Here is a 14,089-nt window from a genome sequence, read left to right as displayed (position 1 = left end):
CAAACGACTCGGCGCTGTGTACCGTTCTGAGACCTTTATTTACGCTGGTCAGAGGCTCGCGGTTGCCAGGAGTCCCCATGCTCGTTACCGTACTGTGATCGAACCGCGTCGGGAATACCCCCGATGACCGTCAGCCCTCAGGACTCCTCGTGTCACCTTTTGCTCGGATCAACAACGCCAACTCCCCGCTTCTGCGCGTGGTCGTCGGGGCCCTGCTCCTCACCCTGATCGCGGGTGGACTGCTCGCGGTGTTCCGCCACAAGACGGTCACCGTGGACGTCGACGGGGAGACGATCGCGTTGAGCACGATGAGCACCGAGGTGGTCGACGTCCTCGCCGACGCCGGCTACTCGGTCGGTGACAAGGACGTGGTGGCGCCCGCCGCCGATTCCGCCGTCGCCGACGGCTCGACGGTGGTGCTGCGTCGCGCCCGTGAGCTCGCGCTCACCGTCGACGGCGAGCCGCGCACCATCTGGACCACCGCGCTGACGGTGGACGAGGCCCTGCAGCAGCAGCGCCTCGAGGCGGACGTGCACGTCTCGGCCTCCCGTTCGCAGCGACTCCCGCTCGACGGCGCCGCCCTCGACGTGGTGAGCCCCAAGCTGGTCAGCCTGGTCGACGGCGCCGCCCCGGCGGCCGAGGTCCGGTTGGCTGCGCCGACCGTGGGCGAACTGCTGGCCGCCAAGGGCGTGCCGCTCGAGCCGACGGACACCGTGGCGCCCGCGGCCGACACCAAGATCACGGACGGCATGCAGATCGCGGTCACCCGCACGCGGACCGAGAACGTGACCGAGACGCTGCCCCTCCTGCCGCCGGAGCAGCGCATCGAGGACCCGACGATGAACATGAGCCGGACCATCGTCGAGAACCCCGGCGCCCCCGGCGTGCACGACGTCACCTTTGCGGTCACCAAGGTCAACGGCGCCGAAACCGGCCGCCAGCAGCTCGATGCCGTCGTCACCACCCCCGCCCAGCCGAAGGTGGTCCGGGTCGGCGCCAAGCCGGGCACCGAGGTTCCGCCGGTGAGCAACGGCGCCACCTGGGACGCGCTCGCCCAGTGCGAGGCGACCGGCAACTGGCACATCAACACCGGCAACGGCTTCTACGGCGGCGTGCAGTTCGACCAGAACACCTGGGAGCGGCAGGGCGGGCTGCGGTACGCGCCGCGCGCCGACCTGGCCACCCGCGAGGAGCAGATCGCCATCGCGAGCAGGACACAGGCGACCCAGGGCTGGGGCGCGTGGCCGGCCTGCACGTCTCGCCTCGGCATGCGCTGAGTGTCGGATTTCGCGGCAGCTCGGCAGAGGCGATAGGTTCATCTCGTGACAAACCCCGAGGTGAACCCCCTGTGACCAGCCCCGAGGTGAACCCCGCCCAGGGGAACCCGCGCGGTCAGGCCGCGCTACTCGGCCCAGTCGAGGTGCGTGCGCTCGCCGCCGAGCTGGGCGTGCGGCCCACCAAGCAGCTCGGCCAGAACTTCGTGCACGACGCCAACACGGTGCGCCGCATCGTGACCACGGCCGGCGTCGGCCGCGACGACATCGTGCTCGAGGTCGGCCCGGGGCTCGGCTCGCTGACACTGGCACTGCTCGACGCCGTCGACTCGGTCATCGCGGTCGAGATCGACCCGGTGCTCGCCGCGCGGCTCCCGGATACCGCGGCGAAACGGGCCCCGGAGCTCGCGGATCGGCTGACGGTCGTCGGCGCCGACGCCATGAAGGTGCTGCCCGCCGACCTGCCCGCCGCACCGACCGCGCTGGTCGCGAACCTGCCGTACAACGTCGCGGTGCCGGTGCTGCTGCACCTGTTCTCCGAGTTTCCCAGCCTGCGCACCGCCCTGGTGATGGTGCAGGCGGAGGTCGCGGACCGGCTGGCCGCGGTGCCGGGCAGCAAGATCTACGGGGTGCCCAGCGTCAAGGCCCGGTTCTTCGGTGACGTCCGGCGCGCGGGTGCCGTCGGCCCGCAGGTCTTCTGGCCGGTGCCCAAGGTGGAGTCCGGGCTGGTGCGGGTGGACCGCTATGCGGAGCCGCCGTGGCCGATCGACGAGGAGCACCGGCAGCGTGTGTGGGCCGTGGTCAACGCGGCCTTCGCGCAGCGCCGCAAGACGCTGCGGGCCGCGCTGGCGACCTGGGCGGGCTCTCCCGTCGAGGCCGAGCGCAGGCTGGTCGCGGCGGGAATCGACCCGTCCGCGCGCGGCGAGACCCTGGACGCGGCCGCCTACGTGCGTCTGGCCGGGGTCGAGCCGTCCGATCCGATCGGATGACCCGGCACTAGCGTTCGAACGGGCTCCATCGGGACTCGGTTGCGTTTAACGAATTGCCAAGTGTGGCAACAGAATGCGGATTCCTGCACTGGGTCGAATCTTCGTGGGTACGGTGACCCGCAGCGTGCTCGGCGTCGGCTCGGTTTGCCGCCGCCGGCGCGCGACCCAATCGTCGTCACCGAATGGAGTTCGTACATGCGTCGTCTTGCCGCCACAATTCTCGTCTCGGCAGCACTGACCGGTGGCCTCGCTGCCGGATCCGGAACCGCTTCCGCAGCCGGATCGTTCGACGCCGCTGAATCTTCCGAGCAGCAGCTTTCGCCCCCCGTAGCCGAGATTCTCAGCGGGATCGTTCGTTTCGTGGCGATGGATGTTCTCGGGAGTTCTGAGGTCGGGATTGGGGGCGGCATCCAGTAGTCGGTCGTTGGCGCAGGCGACGGAGTCGCTGCTACTTGAACCGACGCAGGCGCAGGCTGTTGCTCACCACGAAGACCGAGGAGAAGGCCATCGCGGCGCCGGCGAGCATCGGGTTGAGCAGGCCGGCTGCGGCGAGCGGGATGGCCGCCGCGTTGTAGGCGAACGCCCAGAACAGATTGCCGCGAATCGTCCCGAGTGTCTTGCGGGACAACCGGATCGCGTCGGCGACCGAGCGCAGGTCACCGCGGACCAGGGTGATGTCGCTGGCCTCGATCGCCGCGTCGGTGCCGGTGCCCATCGCCAGTCCCAGGTCCGCCTGGGCCAGTGCGGCGGCGTCGTTCACGCCGTCGCCCACCATCGCGACCACTTTCCCGCGTGCCTGCAGCTCCTTGACGGCGTCGACCTTGTCCGCGGGCATGACCTCCGCCAGCACCGTGTCGATGCCGACCTGGTCGGCCACGTTCCTGGCGGCCGCCGCGTTGTCGCCGGTCAGCAGCACCGGTTCGAGGCCGAGTCGCTTGAACTGCGCGATCGGCGCTGGTGTCCTTGATATTCGAATCCGGATGTGGGGTAGCGCCGTGTCACCTAGGCTGTCGCGAGCGCCGATTCGGTGCCGCCGGACGGTGCATGGGGAACATCGTCGGCAACTCTGACTGAGGGGGTTCGTCATGTCTCGATTCACGGGACGTCGTATTGCATCCACGATGCTGGCTACGGCCGTGCTCGCCGGCGGCCTCGCTGCCGGCGCCGGCACCGCGGCGGCGTCCGCATCGGTCGACGAGTGGTCGGGGCTCGATCCGTTGCAGGCCGTCGCGACCGGTTCCGCCGAAGGCGGATCTTCCGCCAGATTCTTCGAGGATCCTTCGCTCGAGAACCTGGTCTTCCCGCTGGTCGCGATGGCTGGGGCGTCCATCTCCCTGTTGTTGCAGGATCTGGGAAGCCTGGGCGGGATCGGGCCGTCGGGGCAGGCGTAGCGCTCTGTGTCGCTCCGTATCGGAGCGACCCTGTAGCGAATCATCCTTTCCTGTAAAGGCATTCGGAAGTGTGGTGCGCGGACGGGTGGACGGCACCAGGCCGCAGCCTGGTGTCGGACGGGCGCCCTGGCGACCGTGTGAGTCGGATCGTCGGTCGGTCGAGATTACGGAGGCGCGTGCTGGGGTCTGTTGCAGGTGTGGCTATGTCGTCCTGTTGACTTGGCCAACCGCCGCAGGCGCGGACCGGTTGCTCACCGCAAACACGTTCGCAAGCCTCCGTTCAGCGAATCATCCTGTACTGCAACAGGTATACGCATTCTCAGATTTGGCCTGCATGTCGTGGGTATGGTGACGCGCGGCGTATGGAGAATCGGTGGGACTTCATGCTGTCGATCGGTTCACACCCACCACCAACTGATCGGAGTATCGAGATATGCGTGGTCCCAAGGTCGGGCGCCTTGCTTCCGTGATTGTTGCCTCTACCGTGCTGGCAGGAGGCCTCGCCGCCGGGTCGGGTGCTGCCTCCGCGGCACCCGCCGAAGCCCTCCCGTCGGTAGGGTCCGTTGCCGTGGGCTTGCCCGACGGATCGGTGGATGGCTTCTTGGCGAACCCCATCTATTTTCTCTTCAATCCGATCTTCGGGCTGGGTGGGAGTAGTCAGCCCTGCCCCGCTACCCCTGGTTGTGGCCAGATGTGAGGCTGAGTCGAACTTCACCCCGGTCGTGACGATGGCGCGGCGCTGACGCCCTAGGCCGTGTTTCGAAGGTGGTTCCACCGGCGGGAACCACACCCAGGCAGGCGTGTCGTGACAGCTGAATGAATGAGGTCTCCGGTAGAGGGTTGTTCGACCAAGAAGAACCAACCTGAATACCGGAGACCCCGTGCTCAGCGGCGCGGTGCCGGGGCGGGCGGACCTGATCGACGCACGGTTGGCGTTGTTGGGTCCGTTGCTGCCCCGCGGGAGGAAGACGGGTGGACCGCGACGCCGAGCCGCCGTGGCCCATTGACGAGGAGCATCGGCATCGGGTGTTCGCCGTGGTCGACGCGGCCTTCGCGCAGCGCCGCAAGACGCTCCGGGCCGCGCTGGCGACGTGGGCGGGCTCGCCAGCCGAGGCCGAGCGCCTGCTGGTCGCGGCGGGGATCGCCCCGTCCGCCCGCGGGGAGGTTCTCGGCGCTGCGGACTTTGTTCGATTGGCGAGCGTCGAGTAGATCACCCGACTCGTTCGCGTTTAACGAATCATCAAGTGCCGCACCAATGTCTGATTCTCACACCGGGCCTGACTGATGTCGGTAGGGTGGCGCGAAGCGTGCTCGGGGGTGGCGCTCTTCGGCGCCGACGATGCACGACTCAATCGCCGTCTCTGAATGGAGTTCGTATATGCCTCGTTCCACGATGCGTCGTCTCGCCGCTACTGTGGTTGCGTCGGCCGTGCTGGCTGGTGGTCTCGCCGCCGGGTCCGGTGCCGCGTCCGCGGCGCCCGCCGGATCCCTCTTGCCGGCCGAATCCGTCGCCGCCAATACCACCGGATCCCTGGATGGCGTGGAGAACCTTCCCTCTACGAGAACAAATACGGGGTGCTCGGCGCTCCGCTCGTCCTGCTCTCCTATTTTGGCGGAAGTTATGAGGAATGTAACTTCGCCCCTACGGTTGCATGATCCAGTAGGGAAACCGTCGCGGCCTGGTGTGCGCCTGCGCTGGGGCCGCGCTGCTCCGCACGGGCGGAGCATTGGCCGCTGATGTCGCAGCCTTGGTCACGTGATCGCAGCCGAGTCGCTGGACTTCATCGCGTGACGGGCGGCTGGCGGCGTGGCAGATTCCGTCGATAGTCCGTTACGTTGAACGAATCGACAAGTGCGGCAACAATGTACGAATCTTCGCACCCTGCTTGATCGTTGTCGGTACGGTGTCGCGAACCGTGTTTGGTATCGGCGTATCCAAGCCGTGCCGAGTGCGACACAATCTCGAAACCTACGAATGGAGTTCGTACATGCCTCGTCCGACGATGCGTCGTCTCGCGGCCACGGTTCTCGTCTCGGCAGCGCTGGCCGGCGGCCTCGCCGCCGGAGCCGGCACCGCCGCCGCCATCCCCGTCGATTCCCTCCCGCCTGCCGGATCGGTCACCACTCTGTCCGTTGACATCAGCGGTGGAATCGTCGGCTTTCTGGCAGAACTCCCACTCGGGAGTGCTGGGAGCTGCAACCCATTCTGCTGGCAGCAGGGCGGATAGGACCAGGAGCGGGTCGTGACCGGTTTCGCCCGTGAGTCCTTTTGGTGCGCAGTGACGCCAGAAGGACTCACGGGCGGCGCAGCCGCGGCTACTTGAACCGGCGCAGCCGCAGGCTGTTGCTCACCACGAAAACACTCGAGAACGCCATCGCGGCGCCGGCGAGCATCGGGTTGAGCAGGCCGGCCGCGGCCAGCGGGATGGCCGCCGCGTTGTAGGCGAACGCCCAGAACAGGTTGCCGCGGATGGTGCCGAGTGTCTTGCGGGACAGCCGGATCGCGTCGGCGGCCGAGCGCAGGTCGCCGCGGACCAGGGTGATGTCGCTGGCCTCGATCGCGGCGTCGGTGCCGGTGCCCATCGCCAGTCCCAGGTCCGCCTGGGCCAGTGCGGCGGCGTCGTTCACGCCGTCGCCCACCATCGCGACCACTTTCCCGCGTGCCTGCAGCTCCTTGACGGCGTCGACCTTGTCCGCGGGCATGACCTCTGCCAGCACCGTGTCGATGCCGACCTGGTCGGCCACGTTCCTGGCGGCCGCCGCGTTGTCGCCGGTCAGCAGCACCGGTTCGAGGCCGAGTCGCTTGAACTGCGCGATCGCCTCGGCGCTGGTGTCCTTCACCGCGTCGGCGACCACCAGCACGGCCCGCGCCGTGCCGTCCCAGCCGACCGCGATTGCGGTCTTGCCCGCGTTCTCGGCGGCCGCCTTCGCCTCGCTCAACTCGACCGGCAGGTGCAGCGACCAGTCCTCGAGCAGGGAGGTCCGGCCTGCGACCACGGCGTGCCCGTCCACGATGCCCTGGACCCCGCGACCCTCGACGTTCTCGAACCCCTCCACAGGCGGCAGCGGACCGGTCGCGTCGGCCGCGGCGGCGGTCGCGATCGCCTTGGCGATCGGGTGCTCGGAGGCGTGCTCCAGGGCGCCGGCCAGGCGCAGCGCCTCGGCGCGGTCGGTGCCCTCGGCCACGATCACGTCCTGCAGCGTCATCTTGCCGGTGGTGACCGTGCCGGTCTTGTCCAGCACGATGGTGTCCACCTTGCGGGTGGACTCGAGTACCTCGGGTCCCTTGATCAGGATGCCCATCTGGGCGCCGCGCCCGGTGCCGACGAGCAAGGCCGTCGGGGTGGCGAGGCCGAGCGCGCAGGGGCAGGCGATGATGAGCACCGCGACCGCGGCGGTGAACGCGACCGACAGCGGGTTGCCGGTTCCGATCCAGTAGCCCAGTGCGGCAACGGCAATCGCGATGGCGATCGGCACGAACACCCCGGCGATGGTGTCGGCGAGCCGCTGCACCTGTGCCTTCCCGTTCTGTGCGTCCTCGACCAGGGCCGCCATCTGTGCCAGTTGGGTGTCGGCGCCGACCCTGGTCGCCCGGACGACGAGCCTGCCGCCGGCGTTGACGGTCGCACCGACCACCGCGTCGCCCTCGGCCACCTCGATCGGGACGGACTCACCCGTCAGCATCGACATGTCCACCGCTGATCGGCCCTCGACGACCTGGCCGTCGGTGGCGATCTTCTCTCCCGGTCGCACAACGAACAGGTCGCCGACCGCGAGTTCCGTTGCCGGAATGCGGGTCTCGACACCGCCGCGGAGCACCGAGACCTCCTTGGCCCGAGCTCGAACAGCGCGCGCATGGCGGCCCCTGCCCGCCGCTTGGACCGCTGCTCGAAGTAGCGGCCCGCGAGCACGAACGTGATGACGCCGGCGGCCACCTCGAGGTAGATGTTGGCGGCGCCGTCGGTGCGCCCGATCGTCAGCGAGAACGGGTGCGTCATCCCGGGTTTGCCCGCGGTCCCGAAGAACAGCGCGTACAGGGACCAGAGGAATGCCGAACCGGTGCCGATGGTGATCAGGGTGTCCATCGTGGCGGCGCCGTGCTTGAGGTTGGCCCAGGTGGCCTTGTGGAACGGCAGCCCGGCCCACACGATGACCGGTGCGGCCAGCGTGAGCGAGAGCCACTGCCAGTTGGTGAACTGCAGCGCCGGGATCATCGCCATGGCGATGACGGGGACGGACAGGATCGCCGAGACGATCAGCCGGGTCCGCAGGGCGGCGAGTGCCCTCGACTGCTCGTCCTCGGGCTCGGCGCCGGCGGCGGCGTCGCGGTCGGTCGAGGGCGGCTGGGGAACTGTGGCCGAGTACCCCGCCTTCTCGACCTCGGCGACGAGGTCGGCCGAGGTGACCGCGGGGTCGAAGACGACCTTGGCCTTCTCGGTGGCGTAGTTGACGGTGGCGGTCACGCCCTCCATCTTGTTGAGCCGCTTCTCGATCCTGGCCGCGCAGGAGGCACAGGTCATCCCGCCGATGGCGAGCTCGATGCTGGCGGTGCCGGTGGTCTCGGGAGCGAGGTACTCGGTGGTCATGTCAGTGGCCTTCGTGGGTGGAGACCGTGAATTCCGCTGTGCGGACCACGTTCTCGTGTTGGAAGTCGAGGAACAGGCGGTAGGTGCCGTCGGACGGCGCCTGCGCGTGGAAATTGACGTCCGGTCCTGGCGCGGTGACGCCGTCGCCTGGCTCGCCCTGCGGGTGGACGTGCAGGTAGGCGAGGTCGCCGGTGCGCAGCGCGACCAGGTGCCCGAACGCACCGAGGTACGGCTGCAGGTCGGTGACCGGCTTCCCGTCGCGGGCCACGGTCAGGGTCACCTCTCCGCCTGCGGTGCTGAGGTCGCCGGACAGGGTGACCTGGTAGCCGTCCACCTCAGCGACCCGAGTTTCCCGGGGCAGGGGGCCGGGGTGAAGTCGCCCGCGACGTCGACATTGCGGCCGAGCGTCAGCTGCGGACCGCCGGTCGGCTGGAAGTCGGCGAACACGCGGTAGGTGCCGCCCCTCGGCCAGCTCCAGTCGATGGACCAGGTGCCGTCCGCCGCCCGGACCGGGTGGACGTGGCGGAATTCGCTGGTGTCGCTGCGGACCACGATCAGGTGCAGCTGCTTCTCGTGCAGCTCGTCGTACTCGGTGACCGCGGCGCCGGACGGGCCGAGGATCCGGAAGTTCAATTTGCCGGGGCTACCCGCTTCCGCGGGGCGGTGACCTCGGACAGGGTGTAGCCCTGCTCGGAGACCTGAAGGCCCGCGGGGGCGGGGCCGTGGTGACGGCGGTGCCCGCTTCAGCGTGTCCGCCGTGGGTGGTGGTGTCGTGGGTGTTCGACATGTCGATCGGGTTTCCTGTTGCCGCGCCCAGCCCGAGGGCCGCCGCGAAGATCACGGCGAGCCCTCCGGCGTAGGCGGCGAGTTTGATCGGGGTGTTCATGGCCGTTCCTATGCGGGAGTGGCCGAGTAGCCGGCCTCGTCGACGGCGCCGAGCACGGCCGATTCGTCGAGCGGCGCGGCGCTTGTGATCGTGAGCCTGCCGGTGGGGACGTCGACCGCGATGTCGGTGACCCCGCCGAGCTTGCCGACCTCGGCGCGGACCGAGCCCGCGCAGTGGCCGCAGGTCATGCCGGTGACGGTGTAGTTCGCGATGGTCATGTCGTTCTCCCTCTGTGTGCGTCCATACCGATGGGGGTACGGGCTCTTGCATGGATGAAGGTACCCCCAGGGGGTAGGTGTTCGCAAGTCCCATTCGAGTGTTGCGCGTCATACCCCTAGGGGGTATAAACCAACCCACGGCATTCGCCGAGACAGTCGCCCGCATTATCAGAAGGAGTGAACGAGATGAATCGGATACAGGACTCCACCCAGACCCGAAAATGGTTGGCGCTGGGGTTGATTGCCCTCGCGCAGTTTGTGGTCATCATGGACACGTCGATCATCGGCGTCGCCCTGCCGGAGATGCGCGAGGATCTCGGCTTCACCCAGGGGAATCTCACCTGGGTGTTCAACGCATACGTGGTGATGTTCGGGGGATGCTGCTCCTCGGTGGTCGGCTCTCCGACTTGTACGGCGCACGCCGGATGTTCGGCCTCGGCTGGGTCATCCTGCTGGCAGGTTCGGCGGCCGCTGGTCTGGCGGGCAACGTGCCCACCGAACTCGTCGGGCGGGCCGTGCAGGGCGCAGGCGCCGCGCTGATCGCGCCCGCTGCGCTCACCCTGCTGATGATGCTGTTCGGGTCCACCCCGAGGGAACTGACCAGGGCGCTGGCCATCTACGGCGCCGCGGCACCGGCCGGTGGAACCGCGGGCGTGTTCCTGGGCGGACTGCTCACCGAGTACGCCTCGTGGCCGTGGGTGTTCTTCATCAACATCCCGATCGCGGTGATCGCGCTCGTCGCGGCGCCCGCTCTGCTGCCAGGCGGCCGCGGCGGCGCGACCGGCAGCGTCGACCTGCTCGGCGCGCTCACCGTCACCCTCGGCATCGGGGCGGCGGTCTTCGGCATCGTCCGCGCGCCTGAGGTCGGCTGGGCCTCCGCGCAGACGTGGGGGACCCTGCTCGCCGCCGCGGCGCTGATCGCGGGGTTCGTGCTGATCCAGTCCCGGCGGCGCGAACCGCTGGTCCGGCTCGCGATCTTCCGGACCCCCAACCTGGGCGCCGCCAACCTCGCGCAGTTCCTGCTCGGGGCCGCGTGGATCCCGATGTGGTTCTTCCTGAACCTGTATCTGCAGCAGGTGCTCGGCTATTCGGCGTTCCCCAGCGGCGCCGCCCTCATCCCGATGACGGCGCTGATCATGATCGGCATGATCGTGCTCGCGCCCCGGCTGATCGCGAGGTTCGGGCCGAAGCCGATGGTGGTCTCGGGCCTGATCCTGCTGTCGGCGGGCCTGGCCTGGCTGTCGCTGGTTCGCCCGGACGGCAACTTCTGGGTCGACGTGCTGCCCGCCTCGCTGGTCTCGGCGCTCGGCATGGCGCTGGCCTTCATCCCCTCGCTTGGCACCGCGATCTCCAGCGCCCGGCCGGAGGAGGGCGGACTGGCGTCGGGCATTGTCAACACCAGCTATCAGCTCGGCTCCGCGCTGGGTCTGGCCGCCGCGACGGCGGTCGGCGCCGCGCTCGGGGCGAACGAGCTGGGGGATCGTGGCGCCCTGACGGACGGGTTCTCGGCTGCATTCCTGGTCGCGGCGGGCGTGGCGTTGGCCGGTGCCGTTCTGGCCGGGCTGACGCTGCGCGGTTCGCGGGAGTCCGCGCCGGACACCGAGTCGGTGACGGTCTGATGGCGGGCGGAGCGGTCCGGCTGGACGATCCGAGGGTCAGGGCCGTGCTGCGCTGCGCGGCGGGCTGCCTGCTGGCAGCCCTGCGGGTCCGGCTGGATCCGCGCTCCCGCGACGGCGAGCGCTGAGCGTCGGTGGGTCATGGGGCGCTGGCGCTCCCGCTGTGGGCGAGTTCCCACGCGGGCGCGTCGGCGCCCCGCAGCATCACCGGCGATCGTGGGTCCGTGCTGCGGGGGCCCATCGTGGATCGCGACCGAGGAGCGCGACCAGTTGGTCGAGGACGGGGGCGTCCGGGGCCGTGGCCCGGACCGGGGCGAACAGCGCGCCCGACCCGCGCATCGCGGGTGAGTCGGGGTAGCCGGCGGCGAACCGCACCGCGGTGGCCACCCGGCGATCCGAGGGACGGTAGTCGATGCCGATCGCCCGACTCAGATCCCAGCCGTGGGTGAGGACATCGACGAAGTGGACACCGATGGCGATCGAGCCGGGCACCGTCCCGGAGCCCGTGACGGCGACGCTCCGGCTCAGGACGGCATCGTCGGTCAGCACCGAGCCGAGTTCGCGTGCGGCCGTTGCGAAGTCGGTGCGGGGGTCCGGTGTCTGTGGTGCGTCACCGGTGAGTCCCGCACGCGTGCTGTCGGCGATGCCGGACAGGTGCGAGCGCATCGCCAGGGTGTTGGCAGTCAGGTGGCAGATCATCGCCCGGACGTCCCACTCGTCGCATGGTGTCGGGAGATCGAGTTGATGCTCGCCCAGGTCGGCGACGAGGGCTCCCGTCAGTCCGAGTGCCTCCAGATAGTGCTCGCGCAGGTCCATTGACGCCTCCCTCAATATGTACGAACGATCGTGCTGTTATTTGACCATTCGTAGGGCTTGCGGAGCAAGGGGGTTCCGGATGCCGGGCGGCGAACGGTGAGCCGTCGCGCTCAGCTCCGGCGGTAGCGCTCGCTGAGCATCGCGTGGTGCTCGGCCCGCCGAAGACACTCCTCGCGGAGCTCCGGTGGGTCGAGCACAGTGAAGTCGACGCCAAAGGCGGTGAGCCATCCGGCGATGCCTGCGACCGACTCGCCGCGCAGCGCGACCACGCAGCGGTCGCCGTCGGCCGACTCGAGCGCGCCCCAGTACTCGTCGACCATCGGGGCGATCTGCTGGATCGGGGCGTCCAGCAGTACCCGCGCCGTGACCTGGCTGAGGGCCCGGCTGATGCCGCGGGACACGAACGCGGCGGCGTCGCCGGTCGGCAGTTCGCGCGGGGTGAACCTGGGTCCGCTGGGTGTCTTCGGGGTCATCCGGTCCACCCGGAACGATCGCCAGTCCTCGCGGGTCAGGTCCCAGGCGACCAGGTACCACCGTGCTCCGGCCCGGACCAGTCGGTGCGGTTCGACCTCCCGCCTGCTCTCGGTGCCGTCGTTGGTGCGGTAGTCGAAACGCAGCCGCTCGTGCACGTGGCAGAGCGAGGCGATCGCGGAGAGCACCTTCGCGTCGACCGCTGACCGGGGTGCGCCCTGCGGCACCACGTCGATTCGCAGCGCGTCGAGGCGGTGTCGCAGCCGCGAGGGCATCACCTGCCGCAGCTTGGTCAGCGCGCGCAGCGACGAGTCGCCGAGGCCCTCGACAGATCCGGTGGCGCCGGATTGCAGCCCGAACGCGACGGCCAGCGCCTCCTCGTCGTCCAGCAGCAGCGGCGGCATCTCCGCGCCCGCGCCGAGCTGATACCCGCCCCCGACGCCAACACTCGCGTTGACCGGGTAGCCAAGGTCGCGCAGCTTATCCACGTCGCGGCGCACCGTCCTCGGCGTCACGTCCAGCCGTTCCGCCAGGTCTGCGCCCGACCACTCCCGCCGCATCTGCAGCAGCGACAGCAGTCGGAGCAATCTCGCCGAGGTTTCCCGCATGGCTACACCCTGCCAGCCATTGCGGACAGTTGTGGTCCGCAATGGCCGGCCCGACGCCGGCTCGAAGGGGACGTTCTGGGGCCGACTCGCCGTTCGCGCGCCCGAAAACCTCCCCCTCGATCGAGTGGATCACTGGAACACTCGAGGAATCCGGGGAGGGGGAGTCGCGATGTCCGACCCGTGGCGGAGAACCCGACCACCGGCGCTGTCCACGGCCGTCGCCGGCGACGCGGATCTGGTGAGCCGGGCGAGGCCACTGATCGAGGCCGGCGTGCGCGATCGTGTCAGCGTCGTCGAGATCGACAACGGGCTCGAGCTCGCGGCACATTTCGGTTTGTCCGGCGACGCCTCGTTCGAGATCGGCTCGATCACCAAGGCCATGACCGGCATGCTGCTCGCGGATGCCATCGATCGCGGCGAAGTCGCGGAGGGGACCAGGCTCGTCGAGCTGCTTCCCGTGCGGGGCAGCGGCGTCGCCGCGGTGACGCTCGGGGACCTGGCCGGTCATCGGTCCGGATTGCCGCGCCTGTCATCACGGACACGCGACGCGCTCGGCGCGGCCATCGCTGTCGCCGCCCGCCGCGACCCCTGCCGCGCCGACCTGGACGGACTGCTCGCTCAGGCGCGAGCCGCCGCACTCGGCCCACCCGGTCGCATGGCGTACTCGAACCTGGGCGGCGCGCTGTTGGGTCAGGCGCTTGCCGCCGCGGCGGGCAGCGGCTACGCGGTCCTGCTCACCGAACGGTTGTTGGCGCCCCTGGGCATGATCGACACATATCCGCCCGTCACGCGGAAAGGTATCCGGCCGGGTGCCCTGACCGGGTACGACCAACGCGGTCGGCCCACGGGTCCGTGGACGATGAATGCTGCGGCGCCGGCGGGCGGAGTGCGGTCCACTCCGGCCGACATGGCGCGGTTCGCGCGCGCGGTCCTCGACGGCTCGGCGCCCGGAATCTCGGCGGTCGCGCCCCGGTGGGATACCGATGGCGACGGTCGGATCGGGTACGGCTGGCTCACGAATCGGGTCGGCGATCGCACCGTCACCTGGCACAACGGCGCTACGGGCGGCTTCGCGAGCATGCTCGCTCTCGACCGTGACCGCCGGCGTGCGGTGCTCGTCCTGTCGAACACCGCCGCGCCCGTCGACGGGCCGGCCGTCGAACTGCTCCTGGGGCCGGTCGGCCCTCGCTGATGGCCTGTCGCACACGCAAACCCGGGGAATGCCGAACGGCCT

The 14,089-nt window shown here is 69.5% G+C and carries 10 protein-coding genes and 5 pseudogenes; 9 read left to right on the top strand and 6 right to left on the bottom strand.

What is annotated here, in order from left to right:
- The first annotated feature begins 149 nt into the window (after window positions 1-149).
- From BTZ20_RS20390 to BTZ20_RS26925, 3 genes are all read left to right on the top strand, one after another.
- Complete coding sequence (locus BTZ20_RS20390) at window positions 150-1,277, top strand: resuscitation-promoting factor (protein ID WP_077042613.1); 1,128 nt, start codon at window positions 150-152, stop codon at window positions 1,275-1,277.
- A gap of 71 nt (window positions 1,278-1,348) precedes the next feature.
- Window positions 1,349-2,263 carry a 16S rRNA (adenine(1518)-N(6)/adenine(1519)-N(6))-dimethyltransferase RsmA gene (rsmA, locus tag BTZ20_RS20385; protein ID WP_077042612.1) on the top strand — a complete coding sequence of 305 codons (915 nt, stop codon included), beginning with the start codon at window positions 1,349-1,351 and terminating at the stop codon, window positions 2,261-2,263.
- 195 nt (window positions 2,264-2,458) lie between these two features.
- On the top strand, window positions 2,459-2,680 hold the full coding sequence (locus tag BTZ20_RS26925; protein ID WP_145982372.1) for a hypothetical protein: 222 nt from the start codon (window positions 2,459-2,461) through the stop codon (window positions 2,678-2,680).
- Between the two features lie 31 nt (window positions 2,681-2,711).
- Here BTZ20_RS26925 and BTZ20_RS20380 read toward each other — a convergent pair.
- Window positions 2,712-3,212: pseudogene (locus tag BTZ20_RS20380) on the bottom strand (HAD-IC family P-type ATPase); the annotation flags it as partial.
- 172 nt (window positions 3,213-3,384) lie between these two features.
- Between BTZ20_RS20380 and BTZ20_RS20375 the strand changes: the two are divergent.
- From BTZ20_RS20375 to BTZ20_RS20365, 3 genes and pseudogenes are all read left to right on the top strand, one after another.
- Window positions 3,385-3,654, top strand: coding sequence for a hypothetical protein (locus BTZ20_RS20375; RefSeq protein ID WP_077042611.1), 270 nt, complete (start codon window positions 3,385-3,387; stop codon window positions 3,652-3,654).
- A 969-nt stretch (window positions 3,655-4,623) separates the two neighbouring features.
- Window positions 4,624-4,863: pseudogene (locus tag BTZ20_RS20370) on the top strand (16S rRNA (adenine(1518)-N(6)/adenine(1519)-N(6))-dimethyltransferase); the annotation flags it as partial.
- 779 nt (window positions 4,864-5,642) lie between these two features.
- Window positions 5,643-5,882 carry a hypothetical protein gene (locus BTZ20_RS20365; RefSeq protein WP_145982371.1) on the top strand — a complete coding sequence of 80 codons (240 nt, stop codon included), beginning with the start codon at window positions 5,643-5,645 and terminating at the stop codon, window positions 5,880-5,882.
- 88 nt (window positions 5,883-5,970) lie between these two features.
- Here BTZ20_RS20365 and BTZ20_RS20360 read toward each other — a convergent pair.
- The 3 genes and pseudogenes from BTZ20_RS20360 to BTZ20_RS20350 all read right to left on the bottom strand — a co-directional run bounded on the left by BTZ20_RS20360 (window position 5,971) and on the right by BTZ20_RS20350 (window position 9,344).
- Window positions 5,971-8,240 (bottom strand): annotated as a pseudogene (locus tag BTZ20_RS20360) (heavy metal translocating P-type ATPase).
- A gap of 1 nt (window position 8,241) precedes the next feature.
- Window positions 8,242-9,126 (bottom strand): annotated as a pseudogene (locus tag BTZ20_RS29935) (hypothetical protein).
- Between the two features lie 8 nt (window positions 9,127-9,134).
- Window positions 9,135-9,344 (bottom strand): heavy-metal-associated domain-containing protein, encoded by a 210-nt coding sequence (locus BTZ20_RS20350; protein WP_077042609.1) that lies wholly within the window; start codon window positions 9,342-9,344, stop codon window positions 9,135-9,137.
- Window positions 9,345-9,530: 186 nt separating this feature from the next.
- Between BTZ20_RS20350 and BTZ20_RS20345 the strand changes: the two are divergent.
- Both BTZ20_RS20345 and BTZ20_RS29265 read left to right on the top strand, forming a co-directional pair.
- Window positions 9,531-10,963, top strand: a pseudogene (locus tag BTZ20_RS20345) (MFS transporter).
- Entirely contained in the window at window positions 10,963-11,088 is a 126-nt protein-coding gene (locus tag BTZ20_RS29265) for a hypothetical protein (protein ID WP_262982500.1), read from the top strand. Before BTZ20_RS20345 ends, BTZ20_RS29265 begins: the two are co-directional and overlap by 1 nt.
- A gap of 76 nt (window positions 11,089-11,164) precedes the next feature.
- On the opposite strand, the gene BTZ20_RS20340 is transcribed toward BTZ20_RS29265, so the two are convergent.
- Both BTZ20_RS20340 and BTZ20_RS20335 read right to left on the bottom strand, forming a co-directional pair.
- Window positions 11,165-11,776, bottom strand: a complete 612-nt coding sequence (locus tag BTZ20_RS20340; RefSeq protein WP_077042608.1) for a TIGR03086 family metal-binding protein — start codon at window positions 11,774-11,776, stop codon at window positions 11,165-11,167.
- A 110-nt stretch (window positions 11,777-11,886) separates the two neighbouring features.
- On the bottom strand, window positions 11,887-12,855 hold the full coding sequence (locus BTZ20_RS20335) for a helix-turn-helix transcriptional regulator (protein WP_077042607.1): 969 nt from the start codon (window positions 12,853-12,855) through the stop codon (window positions 11,887-11,889).
- 169 nt (window positions 12,856-13,024) lie between these two features.
- Between BTZ20_RS20335 and BTZ20_RS20330 the strand changes: the two genes are divergently transcribed.
- Window positions 13,025-14,047 carry a serine hydrolase domain-containing protein gene (locus BTZ20_RS20330; protein WP_077042606.1) on the top strand — a complete coding sequence of 341 codons (1,023 nt, stop codon included), beginning with the start codon at window positions 13,025-13,027 and terminating at the stop codon, window positions 14,045-14,047.
- Window positions 14,048-14,089: the final 42 nt, after the last annotated feature.

Origin of the sequence: Rhodococcus sp. MTM3W5.2 (assembly GCF_001984015.1) — a bacterium.
Taxonomy (GTDB): Bacteria; Actinomycetota; Actinomycetes; order Mycobacteriales; family Mycobacteriaceae; genus Rhodococcus_G; species Rhodococcus_G oryzae.
This window is presented reverse-complemented; position numbering and strand designations above follow the sequence as displayed.

What these genes read in the sequence shown, in the direction of transcription:
- BTZ20_RS26925 (WP_145982372.1), top strand. Translation starts at nt 2,459, where the DNA reads ATGCGTCGTCTTGCCGCCACAATTCTCGTCTCGGCAGCACTGACCGGT.
- BTZ20_RS20375 (WP_077042611.1), top strand. Translation starts at nt 3,385, where the DNA reads ATGCTGGCTACGGCCGTGCTCGCCGGCGGCCTCGCTGCCGGCGCCGGC.
- BTZ20_RS20365 (WP_145982371.1), top strand. Translation starts at nt 5,643, where the DNA reads ATGCCTCGTCCGACGATGCGTCGTCTCGCGGCCACGGTTCTCGTCTCG.
- BTZ20_RS20350 (WP_077042609.1), bottom strand. Translation starts at nt 9,344, where the DNA reads ATGACCATCGCGAACTACACCGTCACCGGCATGACCTGCGGCCACTGC.
- BTZ20_RS29265 (WP_262982500.1), top strand. Translation starts at nt 10,963, where the DNA reads ATGGCGGGCGGAGCGGTCCGGCTGGACGATCCGAGGGTCAGGGCCGTG.
- BTZ20_RS20340 (WP_077042608.1), bottom strand. Translation starts at nt 11,776, where the DNA reads ATGGACCTGCGCGAGCACTATCTGGAGGCACTCGGACTGACGGGAGCC.
- BTZ20_RS20335 (WP_077042607.1), bottom strand. Translation starts at nt 12,855, where the DNA reads ATGCGGGAAACCTCGGCGAGATTGCTCCGACTGCTGTCGCTGCTGCAG.
- BTZ20_RS20330 (WP_077042606.1), top strand. Translation starts at nt 13,025, where the DNA reads ATGTCCGACCCGTGGCGGAGAACCCGACCACCGGCGCTGTCCACGGCC.